The sequence below is a fragment of the Amycolatopsis sp. NPDC004625 genome (assembly GCF_040609695.1).
Lineage (GTDB): Bacteria > Actinomycetota > Actinomycetes > Mycobacteriales > Pseudonocardiaceae > Amycolatopsis.
This window is the reverse complement of record NZ_JBEXKX010000026.1, coordinates 25,033-45,715: the sequence shown is the minus strand read 5'-3', so window position 1 is coordinate 45,715 and position 20,683 is coordinate 25,033. Positions and strand designations below refer to the sequence as shown.

At 73.9% G+C, this 20,683-nt stretch carries 21 protein-coding genes and 1 pseudogene; 13 read left to right on the top strand and 9 right to left on the bottom strand.

Going from position 1 to position 20,683, the window contains the following annotated elements:
• The first annotated feature begins 210 nt into the window (after positions 1–210).
• The 5 genes from ABZW17_RS27475 (at position 211) to ABZW17_RS27455 (ending at position 5,707) form a co-directional block, all read left to right on the top strand.
• Positions 211–498 carry a hypothetical protein gene (locus ABZW17_RS27475; protein WP_354820131.1) on the top strand — a complete coding sequence of 96 codons (288 nt, stop codon included), beginning with the start codon at positions 211–213 and terminating at the stop codon, positions 496–498.
• A gap of 206 nt (positions 499–704) precedes the next feature.
• Positions 705–3,518 (top strand): BTAD domain-containing putative transcriptional regulator, encoded by a 2,814-nt coding sequence (locus ABZW17_RS27470; RefSeq protein WP_354820128.1) that lies wholly within the window; start codon positions 705–707, stop codon positions 3,516–3,518.
• 31 nt (positions 3,519–3,549) lie between these two features.
• The gene (locus ABZW17_RS27465; protein ID WP_354820125.1) at positions 3,550–3,993 is read left to right on the top strand and encodes a MarR family transcriptional regulator; all 444 of its coding nucleotides are present in this window, start codon (positions 3,550–3,552) and stop codon (positions 3,991–3,993) included.
• Positions 3,990–5,390: an MFS transporter gene (locus ABZW17_RS27460; protein ID WP_354820122.1), complete on the top strand. Its 1,401-nt coding sequence runs from the start codon at positions 3,990–3,992 to the stop codon at positions 5,388–5,390. The genes ABZW17_RS27465 and ABZW17_RS27460 overlap by 4 nt, the downstream gene beginning before the upstream one ends.
• 23 nt (positions 5,391–5,413) lie before the next feature.
• Positions 5,414–5,707: a DUF1330 domain-containing protein gene (locus ABZW17_RS27455; RefSeq protein ID WP_354820119.1), complete on the top strand. Its 294-nt coding sequence runs from the start codon at positions 5,414–5,416 to the stop codon at positions 5,705–5,707.
• Between the two features lie 21 nt (positions 5,708–5,728).
• Here ABZW17_RS27455 and ABZW17_RS27450 read toward each other — a convergent pair whose 3' ends face one another.
• Together ABZW17_RS27450 and ABZW17_RS27445 are read right to left on the bottom strand one after the other, a co-directional pair.
• Positions 5,729–6,871, bottom strand: coding sequence for an NAD(P)/FAD-dependent oxidoreductase (locus ABZW17_RS27450; RefSeq protein WP_354820116.1), 1,143 nt, complete (start codon positions 6,869–6,871; stop codon positions 5,729–5,731).
• Positions 6,868–7,572 (bottom strand): TetR/AcrR family transcriptional regulator C-terminal domain-containing protein, encoded by a 705-nt coding sequence (locus tag ABZW17_RS27445; protein ID WP_354820113.1) that lies wholly within the window; start codon positions 7,570–7,572, stop codon positions 6,868–6,870. The genes ABZW17_RS27450 and ABZW17_RS27445 overlap by 4 nt, the downstream gene beginning before the upstream one ends.
• A gap of 342 nt (positions 7,573–7,914) precedes the next feature.
• Here ABZW17_RS27445 and ABZW17_RS27440 point away from each other — a divergent pair.
• The 3 genes and pseudogenes from ABZW17_RS27440 to ABZW17_RS27430 form a co-directional block, all read left to right on the top strand.
• Positions 7,915–8,418: pseudogene (locus tag ABZW17_RS27440) on the top strand (discoidin domain-containing protein); the annotation flags it as partial.
• Positions 8,419–8,607: 189 nt separating this feature from the next.
• Positions 8,608–9,270 carry a glycoside hydrolase family 64 protein gene (locus ABZW17_RS27435; protein ID WP_354820375.1) on the top strand — a complete coding sequence of 221 codons (663 nt, stop codon included), beginning with the start codon at positions 8,608–8,610 and terminating at the stop codon, positions 9,268–9,270.
• 80 nt (positions 9,271–9,350) lie between these two features.
• Positions 9,351–9,806: a hypothetical protein gene (locus ABZW17_RS27430; RefSeq protein ID WP_354820110.1), complete on the top strand. Its 456-nt coding sequence runs from the start codon at positions 9,351–9,353 to the stop codon at positions 9,804–9,806.
• Here ABZW17_RS27430 and ABZW17_RS27425 read toward each other — a convergent pair whose 3' ends face one another.
• Positions 9,807–10,211, bottom strand: a complete 405-nt coding sequence (locus tag ABZW17_RS27425; protein WP_354820107.1) for a VOC family protein — start codon at positions 10,209–10,211, stop codon at positions 9,807–9,809.
• Positions 10,212–10,309: 98 nt separating this feature from the next.
• On the opposite strand from ABZW17_RS27425, the gene ABZW17_RS27420 reads away from it, so the two are divergent.
• The 3 genes from ABZW17_RS27420 (at position 10,310) to ABZW17_RS27410 (ending at position 13,373) form a co-directional block, all read left to right on the top strand.
• A complete protein-coding gene (locus ABZW17_RS27420; protein ID WP_354820105.1) occupies positions 10,310–11,281 on the top strand; it encodes a YafY family protein in 972 nt (323 codons plus the stop codon).
• A 110-nt stretch (positions 11,282–11,391) separates the two neighbouring features.
• Positions 11,392–12,072 carry a response regulator transcription factor gene (locus ABZW17_RS27415; RefSeq protein WP_354820102.1) on the top strand — a complete coding sequence of 227 codons (681 nt, stop codon included), beginning with the start codon at positions 11,392–11,394 and terminating at the stop codon, positions 12,070–12,072.
• On the top strand, positions 12,069–13,373 hold the full coding sequence (locus ABZW17_RS27410) for a HAMP domain-containing sensor histidine kinase (protein WP_354820099.1): 1,305 nt from the start codon (positions 12,069–12,071) through the stop codon (positions 13,371–13,373). Before ABZW17_RS27415 ends, ABZW17_RS27410 begins: the two co-directional genes overlap by 4 nt.
• Positions 13,374–13,376: 3 nt before the next feature.
• Here the strand turns inward: ABZW17_RS27410 and ABZW17_RS27405 are convergent, their stop codons facing one another.
• Positions 13,377–14,585 (bottom strand): DUF1501 domain-containing protein, encoded by a 1,209-nt coding sequence (locus ABZW17_RS27405; RefSeq protein ID WP_354820096.1) that lies wholly within the window; start codon positions 14,583–14,585, stop codon positions 13,377–13,379.
• Positions 14,582–15,883, bottom strand: a complete 1,302-nt coding sequence (locus ABZW17_RS27400) for a DUF1800 domain-containing protein (protein ID WP_354820093.1) — start codon at positions 15,881–15,883, stop codon at positions 14,582–14,584. The genes ABZW17_RS27405 and ABZW17_RS27400 overlap by 4 nt, the downstream gene beginning before the upstream one ends.
• A 120-nt stretch (positions 15,884–16,003) precedes the next feature.
• Between ABZW17_RS27400 and ABZW17_RS27395 the strand changes: the two genes are divergently transcribed.
• A complete protein-coding gene (locus ABZW17_RS27395; RefSeq protein ID WP_354820090.1) occupies positions 16,004–16,564 on the top strand; it encodes an RDD family protein in 561 nt (186 codons plus the stop codon).
• Here ABZW17_RS27395 and ABZW17_RS27390 read toward each other — a convergent pair.
• Both ABZW17_RS27390 and ABZW17_RS27385 read right to left on the bottom strand, forming a co-directional pair.
• The gene (locus ABZW17_RS27390) at positions 16,445–17,095 is read right to left on the bottom strand and encodes a response regulator transcription factor (protein ID WP_354820087.1); all 651 of its coding nucleotides are present in this window, start codon (positions 17,093–17,095) and stop codon (positions 16,445–16,447) included. The genes ABZW17_RS27395 and ABZW17_RS27390 overlap by 120 nt on opposite strands.
• Before the next feature lie 20 nt (positions 17,096–17,115).
• Complete coding sequence (locus tag ABZW17_RS27385; RefSeq protein WP_354820084.1) at positions 17,116–18,285, bottom strand: histidine kinase; 1,170 nt, start codon at positions 18,283–18,285, stop codon at positions 17,116–17,118.
• A gap of 154 nt (positions 18,286–18,439) precedes the next feature.
• On the opposite strand from ABZW17_RS27385, the gene ABZW17_RS27380 reads away from it, so the two are divergent.
• Positions 18,440–18,910 (top strand): hypothetical protein, encoded by a 471-nt coding sequence (locus ABZW17_RS27380; RefSeq protein ID WP_354820082.1) that lies wholly within the window; start codon positions 18,440–18,442, stop codon positions 18,908–18,910.
• 18 nt (positions 18,911–18,928) lie between these two features.
• Here the strand turns inward: ABZW17_RS27380 and ABZW17_RS27375 are convergent, their stop codons facing one another.
• Together ABZW17_RS27375 and ABZW17_RS27370 are read right to left on the bottom strand one after the other, a co-directional pair.
• On the bottom strand, positions 18,929–19,768 hold the full coding sequence (locus ABZW17_RS27375) for an SDR family NAD(P)-dependent oxidoreductase (protein ID WP_354820079.1): 840 nt from the start codon (positions 19,766–19,768) through the stop codon (positions 18,929–18,931).
• 47 nt (positions 19,769–19,815) lie between these two features.
• Entirely contained in the window at positions 19,816–20,640 is an 825-nt protein-coding gene (locus ABZW17_RS27370; RefSeq protein ID WP_354820076.1) for a helix-turn-helix transcriptional regulator, read from the bottom strand.
• Positions 20,641–20,683 lie beyond the last annotated feature (43 nt).

Sequence of the window (20,683 nt, the reverse complement as noted above, 5' to 3'; positions counted from 1 at the left end):
CATCTTTCTACTGGGATGACCCTCGTTGGTGGATGGGTTCCTCCGTGTGGGTGGCGGCCGCTACACGGTGGTGTGGTTATCGGCCGAGAAGCGCGCAACGACCTGGCCAGGCGAATCCATCGAGGGAATGATGTGGCGACACTGCGTCACGAGAGACGGGAGATCGGCGACCGAAGTCCGGTGGTGTGTCGAGATGATGGAGGGCCCAGGGTGAGCGCACGTCAGCCCCTGTTCGGAATGCTGACCTATCGGCCGCGGCACGCCCGCCCGCACTGGCGGTGGCAGCCCGTGGTGGTGTTGCCGGCCACCGCCGCGGTCATCGGGATCGCGGACACGCCGACGGGAGCCACCGTGTTCGGCGTGACGGCGGCGCTCGGCGCGGGGTTCGGCCTGCTGCGCTGGCGATGGCTGCGAGCGGCGGCGCGGCTCGAGGAGATCATCGAAACCGAACTCGCGGTGCGCGAAACCCCCGGTGCCGCGGGGTCGCCGGAGCTCTGACCCCGATATGTCCACAGTGGACACTGGTGAGCGCCGTTTCCTCGTGGCGGTAAAGGTCTTTTAAAGCAGTGGTCGCGTATTCGCCATCGTCTTGAGCCCGGCGGACCTCGGATTCACCCGGATGGATCATATCTGGTTTTCGATCACCGCCTCCTGTTCGTACCGGCGCAGGCGGGAAGGCCCGGTACGAGCAACGAGGGGGACCGTTGGGCGTCGCCGATCGTCTCGAGTTCCGGTTGCTGGGGCCGGTCGAGGTCTGGCGGGGACCGGAGCGGCTGGCGATTTCCAGCCGGCACCAGCTTTCCGTGGTGGCCGCGCTGGCCCTCCAGCCGGGCCGGGCGGTTTCCGTCAGCGCGCTCGTCGACGCGGTCTGGGAAGCGGAACCGCCGCCTTCGGCACGCCGTCAGGTGATCAAGCTCGTTTCCCGGCTCCGGGGCACGCTCGGGGCCGCGATTACCACCCGCCTGGGCGACTACCTCCTGGATGCCGAGCCGGACCAGGCCGACGCCGGGGTTTTCGACTCGGCGGTGGCGCGGGCCCGGCACCTCGCGGTCACGGACCCGGCGGGTGCGGCCGAGGCGATCCGGCAGGGCCTGCGGCTGTGGCGGGGCCCGGCGCTGAGCGGCGTCACGCCGGGACTCGCGGCCCAGGCGGCGCGGTTGGCCGAAAGCCGCCTCACCGCGCTGGAGGACGGCATCGACTGGGGCCTGGCCGCCGGCGGGCACGCGACGCTGGTGGCCGAGCTGACGGTCCTGGTCGCCGAACACCCGCTGCGGGAACGGCTGGTCGGCCTGCTCATGCTGGCGCTGCACCGGTCGGGACGCACCGCCGAGTCGCTGGAGGTGTACCGGCGCACCCGCGATCGGCTGGCGGACGATCTCGCGCTGGCCCCCGGTGCGGAGCTGCAACAGCTGCACCTGGAGATCCTCCGCGACGACTCCGTCCCGGTGCCGCCTCCGGCCCCCGCCCCGCGCTCCGCCGCCCGGCCGGACGTCGCCCTGTCCCGCCAGCTGCCCGCCGCGGTCACCGGCTTCACCGGCCGGGTGGCCCAGCTCGACGCCCTCACCGGACTGCTGGACCGCACCGACACCGTGGTCATTTCGGCGATCAACGGCACGGCCGGCGTCGGGAAGACGAGCCTCGCCGTGTACTGGTCGCACCAGGTCGCGGACCGGTTCCCCGACGGGCAGCTCTACGTGAACCTCCGCGGGTTCGACCCCGGCGGTCTCCCGGTCCGGCCGGCCGAGGCGATGCGGGGTTTCCTCGACGCGCTCGGCGTCCCGGCCCAGCGGATCCCGGCCGGGCTGGCCGAGCAGGCAGCGCTGTACCGGTCCCAGCTGGCGGGCCGGCGGGTCCTCGTCGTGCTGGACAACGCCCGTGACACGAGCCAGGTCCGGCCGCTGCTGCCGGGCTCGGCCGGCTGCCTGACCGTCGTCACGAGCCGCGACCACCTCGGGGGCCTGGTCGTCAGCGAAGGGGCGCGGGCCCTGCCCCTGGACCTGATGACCACCGCCGAAGCCCACGACCTGCTGGCGAGCCGGCTCGGTCCCGGGCGGCTGGCGGCCGAACCGCAGGCCGTCGGCGAGCTCGTCGAGTTGTGCGCGCACCTGCCCCTGGCGCTGAGCATCGTCGCCGCGCGAGTCACCCTCACGCCGGCGCTGTCCCTGACCGAGCTGGCCGGGCAACTGCGCGACGTCCGCGATCGGCTGCCCGCCCTGGACATCGGGGACGCCGACGTCGGTGCGGTGTTCTCCTGGTCCTACCGGACGCTCGGCGCCGCCGCGGCGCGGATGTTCCGGCTGCTGAGCGTGCACCCCGGCCCGGTCATCTCGCTTTCCGCCGCCGCCAGCCTGCTGGGAACCGGGCGCGAGACGGCGCGCGCGGCCCTGTCCGAGCTGGTCAAGGCCCAGCTGCTCACCGAACCCGGCGCCGGCCGGTTCGCCTACCACGACCTGCTGCGGGCGTATTCGGCCGAGCGGGCACGCACGGAGGAAACCTCGCAGGCGCGGCGCGCGGCCCTGCACCGGATGCTCGACCACTACCTGCACACCGCGCACGCCGCGACGCTGTTGCTCAACCCGCCCAACGACCGGCTGTCCCTGGCCGCACCCCGGCCGGGAGCCGTCGTCGAAGAACTCGCCGGCGACGAGCAGGCCTGGCAGTGGTTCACCACCGAGCGCCCGGTGTTCGCGACCGCCGTCGACCGCGCCGCCGAAACCGGGTTCGCCACCCACGCCTGGCAGATCGCCTGGAGCACGGCGAGTTTCTGCATCCGCGCCGGCCACTGGGCGCAGATGGTCACCACCCAGCAGGTCGCGGTCGCCGCCGCCGGACGCGCGGGTGACCCGCACGGGCAGGCGTGGTCCCTGCGCGAACTGGGCCGCGCCTACATCCGGCTCGGCCGCCATCCCGACGCCCGGGCCAGCCTGCGGCGCGCGCTCGAGCTGGACGAGCGGCTCGGCGACCTGGTCGGCCAGGCACGCAGCCACAACAACCTCGGCATCGTGTCCTACGCGCAGGGCGCCCACCCGGAGGCGCTGGAGCAGAGCAAGACGGCCTACGCCCTGTTCCACGCGGCCGGGCACCGGCCCGGCCAAGCGGAGGCCCTCAACGCGATCGGCTGGATGCAGACCCAGCTGGGCCGGCACGCCGAAGCACTGCGCGACTGCACCCGGGCGCTCGAACTCCACCGAGCGGTCGGCAGCAAGCACGGCGAGGCCGACACCTGGGACAGCCTCGGCTGTGCCCACCAGAACCTCGGCGAGCACCGGCCCGCCATCGCCTGCTACCGCAACGCCCTCGACCTGTTCGAGCAGCTGGGCAGCCGGCACCCCCAGGCCGACACCCTGATCCGCCTCGGCGACACCCACCGGGACGCGGGCGACGTCCCGGCCGCCCGCGACGCCTGGCTGCGGGCCCTGCCCATCCTCGAGGACCTGCACCACCCCGACGCGGCGGCTTTGCGCGCCCGGCTGGCCGAGCACCCGGCGGCCCGGACGCCCGATCCGCCATTTGTATAAACGATGAATATAAATCTGCTATGTTTCCGGGGTGAGCCGCGAAGACACCGCCGCCCTCGGCGCCGCCCTCTACGGCCTGGCCACCAGGGCCGCGAGACGCCTGCCCCGGGACATGAGCCTGACGTCCGCCGCCACCCTGGCCACCCTCGACCGCACCGGCCCGCGGCGCATCACCGATCTGGCCGCGGTCGAGGGCATCACCCAGCCCGCGATGACCACCCTGGTCCGGGTGATGGAGGAGGCCGGCCTGGTCGAGCGGCGGGGCGACCGGTCCGACAAGCGGGTCACGCTGGTGTGCCTGACCGAGGCCGGCGCTTCCTACGTCCGGCAGCGGCGCCAGGCGGGTGTCCACGCGTTCGAGCGGTTGCTCGGCGAACTCACCGGCGACGAGGTCGAGGCGCTGGTGGCGGCCCTGCCTGCGCTCAAGCACCTGGCCGAGCTCGAAAGCCAGGACCGCGAAGGGCCGAAGCGATGACCGGCGGCCGCGTGGTGCCGGAGGCGCGGCTGCTGGTCCCCGCCCTGATCTTCGTCGCCCTGGTCGTGGCGGCGGTCGTCAGCCTCGGGACGCCGCTCATCACCAGCGTGGCGACCTCCTTCCGCGTCTCGCTCGGCAGCGCGCAGTGGACGCTGACCGTCACGCTGCTCAGCGGTGCCGTGGCCACGCCGGTCCTGGGCCGGCTCGGGGCCGGCCCGCACCGGCGGGCCACGATCCTCGCCACGCTGGCGATCGTCGTCGCCGGCAGCGCGCTCACGGTGCTGCCGCTGCCGTTCGCCTGGCTGCTCGCCGGCCGAGCGGCCCAAGGCGTCGGGCTCGGGCTCACGGCGCTGATGATGGGCGTGGCCCGCGACCACCTTCCCGAGCAGCGCGGCGCGGCCGTCATCGCCCTGATCTCGGTGGTCTCGATCATCGGGGCGGGCGTCGGCTACCCGTTGGCCGCCCTGCTCGCCGAGCTCGGCGGGGTACGCGCCGCCTACGGCCTCGGCCTGGTCGTCACCGCCGCCGCCCTGCTGACCGCGTGGCGCTCCATGCCCGAAGCGCCCGAAGGCCGCTCCGCCCGCGTGGACGTGGCAGGCGCGGTCGTCCTGGCCGCCGCGCTGGTCCTGGTGCTGTTCCTCGCCGGCGAACGGGAGCTGTGGAGCCGGCACCTCGCCGTGGCGGCGGTGCTCGCCGTCGTCGCGGTCGTGCTGCTCGGCGTCTGGGCCGTCATCGAGCTGCGCAGCGCGACGCCCCTGGTCGACGTGCGGGCGGTGCGGCACCCGGCGGTCGCCGGGGCGAACCTCGCCATGTTCGCCGGCGGGATCGGCATGTACCTCCTGCTCACGCTCATCACCCGGTACGCGCAGACGCCGTCCGGCGCCGGCTACGGCTTCGGGCTGACGACCTTCGCCGCCGGTCTGGTCCTCATCCCGTTCTCGGTGCTGGGGTTCGCCGCGGGCAAGCTCGCGCCGCGGGTCCGGACGCGGATCGCCGACCCGCTGCTCCTGGCCGGCAGCGCCGTCGTGGTCGGCGGCGGGTTCGCCCTGTTCGCGGTGGCCCGGTCGGACCTGGCCGAACTGTTCGTGGCCATGGGCGTGCTCGGCTTCGGCGTCGGCGGCTTTTCGGCCGCGATGCCCGGCGTCATCCTGGCCGTCACCCCCCGGAGCGAAACTTCGAGCGCGATGAGCTTCAACTACGTCGTCCGCAGCGTCGGCTACTCGCTGGGCAGCGCGATCGGCGGCCTGATCCTCGCCGCGGGCACCGGCCCCGGCCGCCTCTTCCCCGACGACCGCGCCTACACCACCGCGGCGCTGGCCGGCATCGGCGCGATGGCGATCACTACGCTGGCAAGCCTCGCGCTCGCCCGTCGGCGCACGTCCGAGACCACCCGTTGAGTCATTCCCACACCGGAGGTTCCATGCCCAAGGGCTACTGGGTCAGCGTCTACCGCACCATTGCCGACCCCGGGAAACTGGCTGCCTACAACAAACTGGCCGGTCCGGCGGTCCAGGCCGCGGGCGGCCGCACGTTCGTCCGCGGCGGCCGGGTCGTGTCCTACGACGCCGGAATCGCCGAGCGCACCATCCTGATCGAGTTCGACAGCTTCGAGCAGGCCGTCGCGGCGCGCGAAAGCGAGGCCTACCAGAAGGCGCTGGCCGTCCTCGCCGACGGCGTCGAGCGCGACTTCCGCATCGTCGAAGGCATCGACTGACCGAGGGGTGATGTCCGGAGGTCAGCGCTCGGCGGCGTGCGAGGCGAACATGTCGAGCAACCCCTGGGGTGAGTCCGCCCGGAAGAGCATTTCCAGGCTCCGGGCGGATTCGCCGGCGGCCTCGGCCGACCGCGGGAAGAGTGCGGCCTCGTAGGCGGTGAGGGCCGCCTCGGTGTCGCCGGGGTGTTCGGCGATGGCCAGGGCCAGCGCCATTCCGTCGTACATGGCCAGGTTGGCGCCCTCGCCGGCGAACGGCGACATGACGTGGGCCGCGTCGCCGAGCAGCGTCACGCCGGGGACGCGGTCCCACGAAATGCCGACGGGCAGTGCGGCGATGCGGCGGGGCGTCAACCCCGTGTCGGCGTTGCCGATCAGCCCGCGCAGGGACTCGTCCCAGCCTTCGAGGTGGGCGAGCACCGCCTGCTCGGCCGCCCGGGTGTCGGCCCAGTCGACGGTGTCGATCCAGTTCTCGGGCACCCGCAGGCCGAGGTAGACGTGCAGGCTTCCGTCGGTCTCGCGGTGGCCGAGGATGCCGGTGCCGCCCTGCAGGGCGAACAGCATGCCCGCGCCCATCGCCGCGGCTTGCGCGGGGTGGCGGGTGGCGGCGTCGTGCAGGTCGGCCTGGACGAAGGAGATCCCGGTGTAGGCCGGCCAGGCGTCGGTCAGCCGGGGGCGGACCTTCGACCAGGCGCCGTCGGCACCGATGAGGAGGTCGGTGGTGATCGTCTCGCCGTCGGCGAACCGGACCTGCCACCGCCCCTCTTCGACCCGGGTGACGCCGGTGGCGCGGCGGCCCCACCGGATGGTGCCCTCGGGCAGCGAGCCGATGAGGATGTCGCGCAGCCGGCCGCGGTCGACCTCGGGGCGCCTGAGCTCGCCGTCGTCCTGTTCGTCGAACAGGACGGTGGCCCGGGAGTCGAGGATCCGGGTGGCTTCGCCGCCGCGGTGGATGATCGCCGCGAACTCGTCCCACAGCCCGCCGGCGCGGATCGCGTGCTGGCCGTTGTGCTCGTGGATGTCGAGCATCCCGCCCTGCACCCGGGCCTCGCGGCCGGGCTCGAGCTCGAAGACGCTGCTGGGTATCCCGTGGACGTGCAGGACCCGCGCGGCGGTCAGGCCGCCGAGGCCGCCGCCGATGACGGCGATCGGGTGGTGGGTGCTCACGGCCGGTCCTTTCCGGACAGCGGGGTCGGCACGACGTCGGCCAGCAGGACGTCCAGCGCCCACGCCCATCGCTGGCCGGGGGTGCCGCCGAGCGCCACGGCCGAAAGCCGGGACAGGTGCGGGTAGGTGCCGACGTCCGCCGTGCGCACGGCCTCGAAGAGGGCTTGGCCCGCTCGGTCCCCGGTTCCGGTGGCGTCGCCGGCCGGGGGCCGGGCGTGCTCGGCGGCGAGGGCGGTCGCGTAGAGCACCACGAGGTCCGCGGTCCAGGCGGCGCGGTCGTCGCCGAACCCGGCCTCGGTCAGCAGGCCGAGCAGGGTGTCCAGGAAGCGCAGGGTGTTCGGCCCCGACGGGCGGAGCACCAGCGCCGAGCGGGCCAGGCCGGGGTGGGCCAGCAGCAGGTCGCGGTAGCCGGCGACCAGTTGCCGCACGCGGGCCCCGGCGTCGCCCGGGCCGGGGGTGGGCAGCGTGCCCATCAGCTCGTCGAGGACGGCGGCGTGCAGCTCGGTCGTGTTGGCCACGTAGGCGTAGAGGGAGGACTGGCCGGTGTCCAGGGCCTGCGCCACCCGCCGCACGGTCGCGGCCTGCAGGCCGTCCCGCCGCATGATTTCGAGGGTGGCGGCGATGATCCACTCCCGCGAGAGGGCGGGCTTGGCCGGGCGGGTGCGGCTGCTCACCGGGGTGCGTTTGCCGGGAGTCGTCATGCCTGGCGCTCCTCTCGGGTTGACGAACATGTTCGTCAACATAGCACCTGACGAACACGTTCGTCACGAACATGTTCGCCGCAGGGCCGACTCAATTACGCGGAAAGTGCCTCGAAAACCACCGGAGCGGGCGAAGGGCCGGCGAGGTGGAACCGGTTCCGAGGATCGCTTCGCCGGGGTGTCGTGTCAAGGGTTGACAGGCGGGGTGCGGTGGTATGAACCTTTTCACCGATCGTCCCCGCCGGCCCTCGTGGGCATCCGCCCGGCGTTCAGGTGACGAGCCGGACCACGCCGTTCCCCGGCCGGGCGGCGAGTCCGCTGACGTCCCAGCAGGGAGAAACGATGTCCACGACAGCTCCGCCGCGGCGCCGTCGCCGCGGTACCCGCCCGGCGATCCTGGCGGCGGTCCTCACGATCGCCGCGCTCGGCTTCGCCGTTCCCTCGGCGGCCGCCGCCGACACGCTGATTTCCCAGGGCAAACCCGCCACCGCGTCGTCGGTGGAGAACGCCGGCACCCCGGCGGCCGCCGCGGTGGACGGCAACACCGGCACGCGCTGGTCGTCGCAGTTCAGCGATCCCCAGTGGATCCGGATCGACCTCGGCGGCACGGCCACCGTCAGCCAGGTCGTGCTGCGCTGGGAGGCGGCCTACGCCACCGCCTACCAGATCCAGTTGTCCGGCAACGGATCCGACTGGTCCACTGTGTACCAGACGACCACGGGCACCGGTGGGGTGCAGACGCTGAACGTGACCGGCACCGGGCGGTACGTGCGGGTGAACGCGACCGCGCGGGCCACGCCCTACGGCGTCTCGCTGTGGGAGTTCCAGGTCTACGGCACCGGTGGCGGGACCACGCCACCCGGCACCGGCGTCCCGCCCGATTCGTTCTGGGGCGACACGAGCACCATCCCGGCCGCGCGGAACGTGCTCACGGTCAAGGTGCTCAACCGGACGAACGGCAAGTACCCGGACAGCCAGGTGTTCTGGAACTTCGGCGGCCAGACCCACTCGATCGCCGAGCAGCCCTACCTCGACATGCCGGCCAACTCGGCCGGGCGGATGTACTTCTACCTGGGCACGCCGAACGGCCAGTACGCCGACTTCATCGAGTTCACCGTCGGTCCGGACGTGTTCAACGGCAACACCACCCGGGTGGACGCGTTCGCGCTGAAGCTCGCCATGCGCCTGCACGCGCACGACGGCTACGACGTGCAGGTCGGCGACGACTACCCGACGTTCCAGGAGGACCGCTCGGCCACGTTCGCCAAGTTCCAGGCCGAGGTGCCGGCCGAGTTCAAGGGCCTGGCGACGGTGAACGCGCCGTACCGGATCCCGGCTCCGGGCAGCGCACCGGACTTCCGCACCGGCGGCAGGTACGCGAACTACTTCACCGCCTACGCCCAGTCGGTCGGGGTCAACGAGCCCACCTCGAACATCACCGGGTGCGCCGGGTCGCTGGCGGGCAACCCCGACATGTGCGCGGCGCTGAACCGGCACACGGCCCACCTGCCGCAGTCGCAGTGGCAGGACCCGTCGCGCTACTACCAGGCGGCACCGGCGAACTACTACGCGAAGTTCTGGCACGACCACGGGATCAACCAGCTGGCGTACGGCTTCCCGTACGACGACGTGGCCGGCCAGTCCTCGTTCGTCTCGCACGGCGACCCGCAGTGGCTGGTGGTCGCCGTCGGCTGGTAACCGGCGCTCCCCGCGGCGGTGGCTCCGGGACCGGAGCCACCGCTTCGCGCCCGGAGGAACGGGCGTGACATCCTGAATCCGTGCCCCCACGTCGCAAGGGCCGGCCGGTTCAGTCCCGGCGCCGGCCCGCACGCTTCAACTGGGCGGCCTTCATCGTCAACGCGGTGCTTTGCGGCGGCACCGCGGTGGCCCTGCTTTCGATCGGTGTGTACAAGTGGCAGCAGGCGCCCGCCGAGCCCGCTTCGGCCACCGCGACCGTCGTCGCCTGCTACACCGCGACACCGGGGAACGCCTGCAGCACGGGTGACGCGGTGTTCACCGTCGGTACCACCACCTACCACACCGAGCGGGCCATTCCGTACGACGCCCACGTCGGAGACCGCTTCACGATCGGCTACGACCCCGGCGATCCCGAGCGCAACGGCGACACCCGCACCACCGCCGTCACGTCCTTCGCGGTGGGCGGTGTCGCGCTGATCCTGTTCGTCCTGGTCCTCGCCGGCCTGGTCCGCCACCACCGCCGGCGAGCCGGCTGATCACCGGGCCAGCCTCGCGCGGGCCTCGGCGGAGAGCGGCGTGAAGTAGTTGACCAGGTTGCCGTCGGGGTCGCGGAAGAGCAGCGAGCGGTTGCCCCACGGCATGGTGGTCGGCTGCTGCACGATCTCGGGGTGGCCGGGCAGGGCCGTCAGCCGCTCGTGTTCGGCGTCGACGTCCTCGACGAGGAACTCGAGGATCGCGGACCGGTTGGCTTCCGGAACGGCGGCTCCGGGGCCGAAGAGGGTCATCGTCTCGGCACTGCCGATCGCCAGCGTGCAGCCGGGGGTGACCAGTTCGGCGAACGAGTCGGTGAGCCGCCGGGCGGTGACACCGGTCACCTGCTCGTAGAACCCGGTCAGGCGGTCGACGTCGTGGGTGATGACGCGGACTGAGGCGAAACGCACGGGGGATCCTTCCGGTGCCGGAGGCGGTTCCTCCGGGGACAGGGCCACACTAGGAGCAATAGCGGACAGGAACCGCCCGGTTTCGAAAGGAGATTCCCGTGCCCCGGCCGATCGCCCGCGTCCTGGCCTTGCTGGAGGTCCTGCAGCGGGGCGGGACCTGGACCGTCGCCGACCTGGCGGGGCGGCTGGAGGTCGACGAGCGCACCGTTCGCCGCTACGTCGGCCACCTGCTCGACCTGGACATCCCGGTGCGCTCGGTGCGCGGCCGGTACGGCGGTTACCGCCTGGCCCCGGGGTACCGGCTGCCGCCGCTGATGCTGACCGACGACGAGGCGCTCGCCGTGCTCCTCGGGCTCGCCGTCAGCCGTCGCGCCGAAGGGGACGGCACTGCGGCGGCTGCCGAGAGCGCGGCCGCGAAGATCCGGCGGGTGCTCCCGGAAAGCCTCGGCCGCCGGCTGGCGGCGTTGCTGGAGGTCGCCGAGTTCACCTCGCCCACCCGGCCGGCCCTGAGCGCCGAGGCCCGTGTCCTGCTCACCGTCGCGGAGGCGGCGCGGGACCGGCGGCCGGTCGAGCTCGCCTACGTCGCCGCCCACGGCAACCCCAGCACCCGCGAAGTCCATCCCTACGGCGTCGTGGCGCATTCCCGGCGGTGGTACCTGACCGGGTTCGACTCCGCCAGCGGGCAGGTGCGCACGTTCCGCGTCGACCGGATCACCGGGGTCGGGGTCCGGACCGGAACCTTCGACGTGCCGGCCGGCTTCGACCCGGCCCGGCAGGTGCTGGCCGCCCTCGCCGAAGCACCGCACCGGCACCGGGTCTCCGTGCGGATCCAGGCGGCGCCCGAGCGGATCCGCGCCGTCTTCCCGCCGTCCGTCGCCGTGCTGGACGAGGACGGCGACGGCTGGGTGCGGGCCCGGATCCGGGCGGAACGGCTCGACTGGATACCGGCCCTGCTCGCCGCGCTCGACCGGCCGTTCGTCATCGAGGAACCCGACGCCCTCGGCGACCTCGTGCGTGACCTGGCCGGCCGGCTCGCCGGCTACGCCGACGCGCCCGCGGCGAAGCAGTGACATCGCCGATCGTGCCGTCCCGGCGAGCCGCTCGAGCCGGACGGCGTGGCTGCCGGGGCTTTCGGGCGATGGCTCCGGCTCGATCTCCCCGCTGCCTTTAGGCTGGCGGAGTGGATGAGCCGACTCCGCCGCGGGTGCTGGTGATCGAGGACGCCGAAGCGATCCGGGTGCCGGTCGAGTCCGCTCTGGCCGACGCCGGGTTTTCCGTGCGTTCGCGGCCCGACGGCGACGAGCTGGAAGGGGAGCTGGCCCGGACGCGGCCGGACCTGGTGGTGCTGGACGTCATGCTGCCCGGCCGGGACGGGTTCGAGCTGCTGCGGGTGATCCGGCGGACCTCGGCGGCCGGGGTGGTGCTGCTGACCGCGCGGGACGGCGTCGAAGACCGGCTGCGCGGGCTCGGCGAAGGGGCCGACGACTACGTGGTGAAGCCGTTCGTGCTCGCCGAACTCGTCGCGCGGGTGACCGCCGTGCTGCGGCGGACCGGGCGCACCCGGCCGACCGTCGAGGTGGGGGAGCTCGTCATCGACGTCGAGGGCGGCCGCGCCCGCTACGGCGGCACCGACGTGGAGCTGACCTCGACCGAGTGGAAGGTGCTGGTGTACTTCGCGCAGCACCGCGACCGGGTGGTGTCCAAGACCCAGGTCCTCACCGCGGTGTGGGGCTACGGCGACTCCGCGCCGAACCTCGTCGAGGTCAACGTCAGCACCCTGCGCCGGAAGCTCGAAGCGCACGGCCCGCGCGTGCTGCACACCGTGCGCGGCCAGGGGTACGTCCTGCGCGGCGAGCCGTGAGCCTGCGGACGGCGTCGCTGCGCCGCCGGGTCACCGTCACCGTGCTGGTGGTGCTGGCGGTGGTGCTGGTCGCCGTCGGCCTGGTGGTGGACGCGGTGTTCCGCGCGCAGGCCGAGCGGGACGTCAACGCCGTGCTCACCACCCGGGTCCAGCTCGCGCAGCAGCTGGCCAAGCAGAACGTGGCCCCGCTGACCCTGTTACGGCGCATCGAAACCCGCGGTGTGGCCGGCTCGCTGACCCTGCCCGACGGCTCGTTCTTCGGCGCCCCGCCGGGACCGGCCGACGCGCGGATCCGGCTGGTGCGCGCGACGCTGTCCGGGCCGCCGCGGATCAACGGCGCCAAGCTCACGCTCACCGCCGACGAGTCCCTGATCGCGGCGGCCGAGCGCAGCCTGCGGTCGGTGCTGCTGGCCACCGGCGTCGCCGCGCTGGCCGTGGCCGCGGCCGCGCTGCTGCTGGCCGTCCGGTTCGCGCTGGCGCCCCTGGACGCGATGACGCGGCTGGCGCGGTCGATCGTGTCCGGCGAGCGCGGCGGCCGGCTCGCTCCCGAGCGGACCGGCACCGAACTCGGGCGCGCGGCGGCCGCGTTCGACTCCGCCCTCGACGCGCTCGAAGGTGCGGAAGGCGCGGCGCGGGCGTCCGAAGAACGGACGCGGCGGTTCGTCGCCGACGCCGCCCACGAGCTGCGGACCCCCTTGGCGGGCGTGCAGGCCGCGGCCGAGGCGTTGCTGCAGCAGTCCCCGGACACCCCGCACGAGCAGCGGGAACGGTTGCAGCTGCTGGTGGTCCGCGAATCGCAGCGGGCCGGCCGGCTCGTCGCCGATCTGCTGGACCTGGCCCGCCTCGACGCGGGCGCCGAGCTCGAGCGGGCCCCGGTGCCGCTGCGGGAGCTGGCCGAGGCCCAGGCCGAGCAGCTCCGGCTGACCGCACCGGACGTTGTCGTCGAGGTGACCGGGCCGGACGCGACCGTGGCCGGTGACCGCGCGCGGCTGACCCAGATCCTCGCCAACCTGACCGGCAACGCCGTCCGCGCCATGGCCGGCCGGGGCACGCTCACCCTCGAAGTCACCCCCGACGGCGTGACGGTGACCGACACCGGACCGGGCGTCCCGGGCGCCGAACGCGAGCGGATCTTCGACCGTCTCGTCCGCCTCGACGCGGCTCGCAGCCAGGCCGGCTCGGGCCTGGGCCTGCCGATCGCCCGGGGCTTCGCCCGGGCCCACGGCGGTGACCTGTGGTGCGAGGCCGCGCCGGGCGGGGGAGCGCGGTTCCGCCTGGCCGGCCTGCCGCCCGTGCCGTGACGCTCAGGCGAACAACCCGTCCAGCCGGCCGCGGTGCCCGGGCAGCACCTGGCCCGCGTCCGTGCCCAGGACGTCCTCGACGAGCGAGGCATAGACGTCGCGGAAGTCGGTGCTGAGCTTCAGATCGCCGTCGTCGAGGTCGGTCAGGCTGGGCTCGGCGCCGTGGAAGCCGCCCTTGACCTTCGAGCCGAGGACGAACACCGGCCCCGCCGTCCCGTGGTCGGTGCCCTGGCTGGCGTTCGCCGTCACACGCCGGCCGAACTCCGAGTACACCAGCACCGTCACCTGCTTGCCGCGGTCGGTCTTTTCGAGGCGCTGCACGAACGGGGTCAGGGCACCGTCCAGTTCGGTCAGCAGCCGCTGCTGGGTGCCGCGCTCGTCGGCGTGGGTGTCGAAACCGCCCAGCGACACCGAATACGCCCGGGTCGGCACGCCCGCTTCGACCAGCCCGGCGACGACGTCGAGCTGGGCCGCCAGCTCGCCCTTGGCCTTCTGCCCGTCCTTCGCCGGCTTCCCGAGCGTCTGCACGGCCCGGTGCAGGTCGGTCACCGACCGGGCGGCCCGGGCCTGCCAGAACCCTTCGCCGGGTTGTGCCGCGCCGAGGTCGGCGAACGCCCTGCCCAGCGCGCCCTCCGGCAGCTTCAGCCCGCCGACCGGCAGCGACGCGGCGGCGGTGCGCTCACCGGCGAGCAGCGGGGGCAGGACCGGGTCGACCGAAACCGCGCGCAGCGGGTCGTCGCCGGTGGCGTCGAGCCAGCGCCCGAGCCAGCCGGTCGGCACCGCCGTCTCCGGGGAGGCCGTCTGCCAGATCGCCATCGACCGGAAGTGGCTGTGGTCGGGTTTCGGGTAGCCGACCCCGCGCAGCACGGCGAGCTTTCCGCCGTCCCAGAGGGATTTGAAGCCCTTCAAGCCGGGGTTCAGGCCCAGTCCTTCGCCGAGGTCGAGGACCTCTTCGGGCCGGTACGCGAGGTCCGGCCGCGCCCGCTGGTAGGCGGGATCGCCCGCGGGGACGACGGTGTTGAGCCCGTCGTTGCCGCCGTAGAGGGTGACGACCACCAGCACACCGGCGCCGGGGTCGAGCGGGTCGTCCTGGGCGGCCGACATCAGCCGGCCCCAGTCGACCTGCGTGGCGCCGGCGGCCAAGGCCGCGGCGGCCGTCACGCCGGTCGCGGTGAGGAACCTGCGACGGTTCACCTGCTGCACGATCGTCACCCGCTCACGGCGTATTCGGGGGCACAAGCGGCCACTGTGGACAGTTGGCGGACGTTGCCGGCGACGCCGGACAGCGCGGTGCGCGTCCGGTCCGACCAGGCGTCGACGCCGAGCAGGTCGCCGATCGCGGCGACCTTGTCCCGCGCCTTCGCCACCGCGCCGAGATCCGCGTGCGCGGTGACCAGCTGGGCGGCGTGCAGCCGCGCGACGCCCGCCGACGTCGTCAGCCACGCCCCGCCCGCCGCCCAGCCCCCGACGCTCGGCGGCTGGAACGGCACCTGGCCCATCCCGCGCAACGCCGCCAGCAGCTGGGTGCGGGTCTTCTCGTCGAGGCCGCCCGGCCGGACGCCGAGCGCGCGCAGCAGCCCGGCCAGCCACTCGACCGGCTGCTTGACCAGGGAAGTGGCGCTGTCGTGGAAGGCGGCTTCGCCGGTGATCGCGCGCAGCAGAGCGGTGATGTCGCGCCGGCTGCCGTAGGCGGCCACGAGCCGGCTGAGCGTGTCCGGGGGCGGCGGGGTGGTGGACACCAGCCGGGACCAGATCCGCCCGACGACGAACGGGGCCGACTCCGGCCGCCCCAGCACGAGGTCCACAAAGGACTCCGCGTCGAAGTCGCCGCCCGCGCCCAGGATGTGCTTCACGCCGTTGTCGTGCCGCTTGGCGACCAGCTGCGCGCCGGTGGCGTCGCGCCTGGCGGTCCAGCCGGTGAGCGCGCGGGCGGCTTCGCGCACGTCGTCTTCGGTGTAGTGCCCGATGCCGAGGGTGAACAGCTCCATGAACTCGCGCGAGAGGTTCTCGTTCGGTTTGCCGGCTTTGTTGCTGTTGCCGTCGAGCCACAGCAGCATCGCCGGGTCGACGACCATCGCCCGGGCCAGGTCGGTGAAGCTGCCGAGCGCGTGTTCGCGCTGCGTCCCGTTCTGCGCGAGCATCAGCCGCGGGCTGCGCACCTTCTGCTCGCCGGTGGCGAAGTGCCCGTGCCAGAACCAGGTCAGCCGTTCCACGGACGCGAGGTCGGCGGCCACCATCCGGTCGAGCCACCAGCCGACGGCCTGCGTCGCCTGCGCCTGGACCGTTGTGCGGGCCTGCTGCTTCGCGGCCTGGTCGGCGTTCTTGCCCGGGCGGTCCGGCGGTGGCGCGAGCTCGGGCATCGGCGTCGCGGCCGCGCCGGGGTCCGGTCCGCCGCCCAGCAGCCGATCGCGGGTCTCGGCGAACCCGCGGTCGAGATCACCGGCCCGCGGCCCGAAGCCGAGCCGGTCGTGCAGCCGCCGGACGGCGGCCCGTTCGGAGAGCACCACCATGGGAACCGATGGTGCCGCCCGCACCGGGCCGGCCGCGAGGCCAGCCCGCGTTTCTTAAGCCGATCCACAGGCGGCCCGGCTCAGCGCGCGCCCGGGCGCGCGGGCCGACATCATGGCCCCATGACCCGTCCGGGACCCGGTACCGTGTGGCGCCGCCTGGTGCAGTTCCTGCTGGACGAGCTGCTCGTCTTCGTCCCGGTGCTGCTGCTCGCGATCGCGGTGGCCTGGCTGTTCCACCCGCACGGCCCCGGCCTGCTCGCGTTCCTCCGGGTCGTGCTCTACACCATGCTGGGGCTGGACTTCCTCGGCCTGGTCTTCGTCATGGTGTGGTGGCCCTACCGGCACGGCGGCCAGACACCGGCGATGCGCTGGCTGCGGCTGCGGGTCGAGACGGCCGAGGGTGCTCACCCGTCGCTGGGCGCGTTCGCGCTCCGGCAGCTGCTGATGCTCGTCGACGGCTTCGCGTGGGGGCTGGCCGGGCTCGTCGTGATGCTGTGCACCCCGCGGCGGCAGCGGTTCGGCGACCTCGTCGCGCGCACGGTGGTCGTGCGCGTCCCGCGGTCAGCGCACCACCCCGGTTTCCCAGGCCCAGATGGCGATCTCGGTGCGGTTGCGGGCGCCGAGCTTGCGCTTGGCCGCGCCGATGTGCGTCTTGACGGTGGGCAGCGACACCACGAGTGAGCGGCAGATCTCGTCGTTGGTCTCGCCGCGGGCGACCGCCTTCACGACGTCGAGTTCGCGCGGGGTGAGCGGGTTTCCGGATTCTCCGGTGCGCCGGGGCGCGCGGCGGGCGAAGTGCGCGAGCAGCTTCGTCGTGATGGCGGGGGAGACGAGCGCTTCGCCGTGGGCGGCGGCGTGCACCGCTTCGATCAGCAGGTTCGGCCCGGCGTCCTTGAGCAGGAACCCGCAGGCACCGGCGCGCAGGGCCGCGTGCACGTTCTCGTCGAGCCCGAACGTCGTCACCATCACCACGTGCAGCGGGTCGGAGACGTCCGGGCCGGCCAGCAGCTCGGTCGCCCGCAGGCCGTCCACGACGGGCATCCGGATGTCCATCAGCGTGACGTCCGGGCGCAGCTCCCGGGCCAGGCGCACGGCCTGGTCGCCGTCGGCGGCCTCGCCGACGACCTCGAGGTCGGGTTCGCCTTCGAGGATCAGCCGGAACCCCGCGCGGACCATCGCCTGGTCGTCGGCGATCAGCACTCGCGTCGGCACCCGGCCCGTCCCTTCCCCGCTCACCCCGGTTCGAGGGGCAGCTGCGCGACCACGCGCCAGCGCCGCCCGTCCGCCGGTCCCGCCTGCACCGTACCGCCCACCGCCGCGACCCGCTCCGCCATCCCGAGCAGGCCGTAGCCGCCGCGGCGGGCCGGCCGGTCGGCGCCGTCGTTGACCACCTCGATCCGCAGCTCGCCCGGGGGCTCGTGGCGGACGAGCACCCGGACCTCGCGGGCGTCGGGGGCGTGCCGGCGGACATTGGTCAGCGACTCGGTGAGCAGCCGGTGCGCGGTGGTCACCACCTCCGGCGCCACGGTGACCGCGGCGAGGTCGGCGCCGAGTTCGAGGTGGACGCGGTCGTCGTCGGGGACCGCGCTGTCCACGACACCGGGGAGGTCGGCGGGCGGGACGAAGAAGTCCTCGTCGCCGGTGCGCAGCGCGCCGACGAGCCGGCGCATCGACGCCAGCGCCGTCGCCCCGGCGGCCTCGAGCTCGGCGAACGTCGTGGCGTCACCGCCGGTGCGCTCGGCGACCCGGTGCGCGGCCTGGACCCGCACGACGATGCCGGTGACCTGGTGGGCCACCAGGTCGTGCAGCTCACGCGCCAGCTGCAGCCGTTCGGTGGCGCGGACCTCGAGGACCGCCACGCGGTGGCGGACGTCGGCGTCGCGCAGGACGAGACCGCCGGCCAGCGCCCCGCCCCAGACCACCGCCGCGCCGGCCGAATACAGGGCGGCCGGGCCGCCGGTGCCGTAGCGCAGGATCGGGCCCAGGGTGACCGCCGCGCCGCCGAGCAGCGCCTGCACGGTGGCCGACCGGGGCGAAAGCCGGTGGCAGCACGCGCCGACGAGCAACCCGATGGCGAGCGTCTCGGCCGCGCCCGGCTGGGGCGGCAGCCGCGAGCCCGCGGCGGCGACGCCGGCGGTGATCGCGGTGCCCAGCAGGGAAAGCCCGGCGACACCGGTGGCGAGCGCCGCGACGTGACCGGGGAACCGCCGCCGCAGCACCGCCAGCAGCGCCACGACCGGGCCGGCGCACGGCGCGAACTCGATCGCGAGGACGGCCAGGCCACCCTGCGCCGGGCCGGCCCGGGCCGCGAAGACCAGGTCGAGCACCACGAGTGCGCCGAGGACGACCGCCTCGGCCACCAGCGGGCCGCGGCGGCCGGTCCACGGGATCCGCGCGATCAACGCGGGCCGTCCGGGGTCATGCGCCGATCGTGCCGCACTCGGCGTCCTCGCGCCGCCTCCGCACGGTGATCTCGTACCCCGGTATGAGGTTTCCGGCCGGATCTCGTGCTCCCGGCCGATCGCCGCGCCGCCGGATCCGGTGAGACTGGGCGCCATGGTCGAGAACCAAGGGATTCCGATGCGGGAAAACGACTTCGTGACCGGACCACGCGCCCCGGGCGAGCGGGTCGAGGGCCTGCCCTGGTGGTACTTCGTGCTCATCGGGCTGCTCGTCGCGAGCACCGACCTGAGCCAGCAGTTCAGCGATCGCTACAGCTGGGTCGCCTTGCTGCCGGTGGCGCTCGTCGCGGTGCACCTGACGCTGTGGTTCACCCTGCTGAACCGGCGGCGCAGGTACCTGCGCGCGATCTGGCGCAGCAAGCAGGCGCTCGTGCTCGTCGCGGTCCTGTTCGCGCTGCGGCTGCTGCTGCAGGTGGGGCTCGCGAAGCTCACCGACGAGGCCGCGCCGCTGCACAGCTACCGGCACCTGGTCATCGGCCTGGTCATGCTGGTGGTGACGACCGCGGGCGCGTGGTTCGACCAGTGGCTCGTGCTGCGGGTGGTGAACAAGGACCCGGCTTCGTGAGCCCCCGCCGCCCTGAGGTCAGCCGTCGCCCGGAGGCTCGGCGAACCCGGTGGACGACGCCAGGGCGCGCCACCGGTGGAGTTCGCCGGCGACCTGGGCGAGCTTGCCTTCGACCAGCCGCACGCAGTCTTCGCCCAGCTGCACGCGCAGGGGCGGTTCCGCGGCCGCCGCGACCGTGCGGATCGCGGCCACGGCCTGGGCCGGGTCGCCCGGCTGCCGGCCGTCGCCGCGGGTGATCGCGGTGTGCAGGGTGCCGACGGTGGCGGCGTAGGCGGGCTCGGTGACCGCGGTGCGGCGCCGGCTGGTCGTGCCGAGGAACCCGGTGCGGAACGATCCCGGTTCCACGATCGTGACGTGGATGCCGTGGGGCGCCAGCTCCTGCCGGAGGGCCTCGCTGAGCCCTTCGACGGCGAACTTCGAGGCGCTGTAGAGCCCGCGTCCGGCGCCGGAGGCGAAGCCGGCGCTGGAACTGATGGTCAGGATGCGGCCCGACCGCCGCGCCCGCAGGGCGGGCAGCGCGGCGCGGGTGACGTTGAGGACGCCGAAGACGTTCGTGTCGAACAATGCGCGCACCTCCGCGTCGGAGGCTTCTTCGACGGCGCCGAACAGCCCGTAGCCCGCGTTGTTGACCAGGACGTCGATCCGGCCGAACCGGGCGATCGCCGCGGCCACCGCCGCTTCGGCCTGCGCCGGATCGGTGACGTCGAGCCGGACGTCCAGCCGGGCGGCGTCCTCGCGGTCATCCGGGCCGGGGCCGGCCCGGGTGGCCGCCACGACCTGGTCGCCGGCGGCGAGGGCGGCCTCGGTCAGGAGGCGGCCGAAGCCGCGGGACGCGCCGGTGATGAACCAGACGGACATGGGGGTACTCCGGGTTCCTGCTCGGGTGGGGTGGGGGCCGGGGCGGGTCAGCCGGCCGGGGTGCGGGTGTGGCCGGCCAGCAGCTCGAGGGCGCGGGCCGCGGCGCTGCCGGGTTCGGCGTGGTAGACGACGAGGTGCTGGTCCGGCGCGCTGGTGACGGTGAGGTTTTCGAACGCCAGGGTCAGCTCGCCGACGGCCGGGTGCCGGAAGTGCTTGACGGTGGCGGTCTTCGCGCGCACGTCGTGGCGCCCCCACCACCCGGCGAAGGCGGGGCTGCGGACGGCCAGCTCGCCGACGAGGTCGGCCAGCCGGGGATCGTCCGGGTCGGGGTTGGCCGCCCGCAGCGCGGCCACGCAGCCTTCGGCGATCCGCTCCCAGTCCTGGTAGAAGACCCGCGCCTGCGGGGTGAGGAAGATGCCGCGGAGCAGGTTCCGCTCGCCGTCGAGCCAGGAGAACAGCGCCGTCCCGAGCGCGTTGGCGGCCAGGAGGTCGAAGTAGCGGCCGTAGACCAGGGCCGGGGTGCCCGGCCACGCGTGCAGCAACGACACCAGGCCGGGCGCGGCGCGCTCGGCCTTCCGGCGCCGAGGCTGCGGTGGTGCCGCCAGCCCGCGCAGGTAGGCCGCGGCTTCCTCGTCCAGCAGGAGCGCCTCGGCCAGCGCCTCGAGCACCCGCGGCGAAGGATGGGTGTCGCGCCCCTGCTCCAGGCGGACGTAGTAGTCGGTGCTCACCCCGGCCAGCAGCGCGACCTCGTCGCGGCGCAGCCCGGGGGTGCGCCGGTCCCCGGCCGGGATGCCGTGCCGCTCGGGCCGCGTCAGCGCGCGGCGAGCCCGCAGGAACTCGCCCAACCGCGGGCCGACCTGCCGATCCGTCACTTCGCCACCTCCGGGGAGCTCGTCGTCCGCGCCGACGTTAGGT

Bases quoted from the DNA above. Each gene is read 5' to 3' on its own strand.
- ABZW17_RS27435 (WP_354820375.1), top strand. From the start codon at position 8,608: ATGCCGGCCAACTCGGCCGGGCGGATGTACTTCTACCTGGGCACGCCG.
- ABZW17_RS27400 (WP_354820093.1), bottom strand. From the start codon at position 15,883: ATGGTGGTGCTCTCCGAACGGGCCGCCGTCCGGCGGCTGCACGACCGG.
- ABZW17_RS27460 (WP_354820122.1), top strand. From the start codon at position 3,990: ATGACCGGCGGCCGCGTGGTGCCGGAGGCGCGGCTGCTGGTCCCCGCC.
- ABZW17_RS27380 (WP_354820082.1), top strand. From the start codon at position 18,440: ATGGTCGAGAACCAAGGGATTCCGATGCGGGAAAACGACTTCGTGACC.
- ABZW17_RS27395 (WP_354820090.1), top strand. From the start codon at position 16,004: ATGACCCGTCCGGGACCCGGTACCGTGTGGCGCCGCCTGGTGCAGTTC.
- ABZW17_RS27455 (WP_354820119.1), top strand. From the start codon at position 5,414: ATGCCCAAGGGCTACTGGGTCAGCGTCTACCGCACCATTGCCGACCCC.
- ABZW17_RS27445 (WP_354820113.1), bottom strand. From the start codon at position 7,572: ATGACGACTCCCGGCAAACGCACCCCGGTGAGCAGCCGCACCCGCCCG.
- ABZW17_RS27375 (WP_354820079.1), bottom strand. From the start codon at position 19,768: ATGTCCGTCTGGTTCATCACCGGCGCGTCCCGCGGCTTCGGCCGCCTC.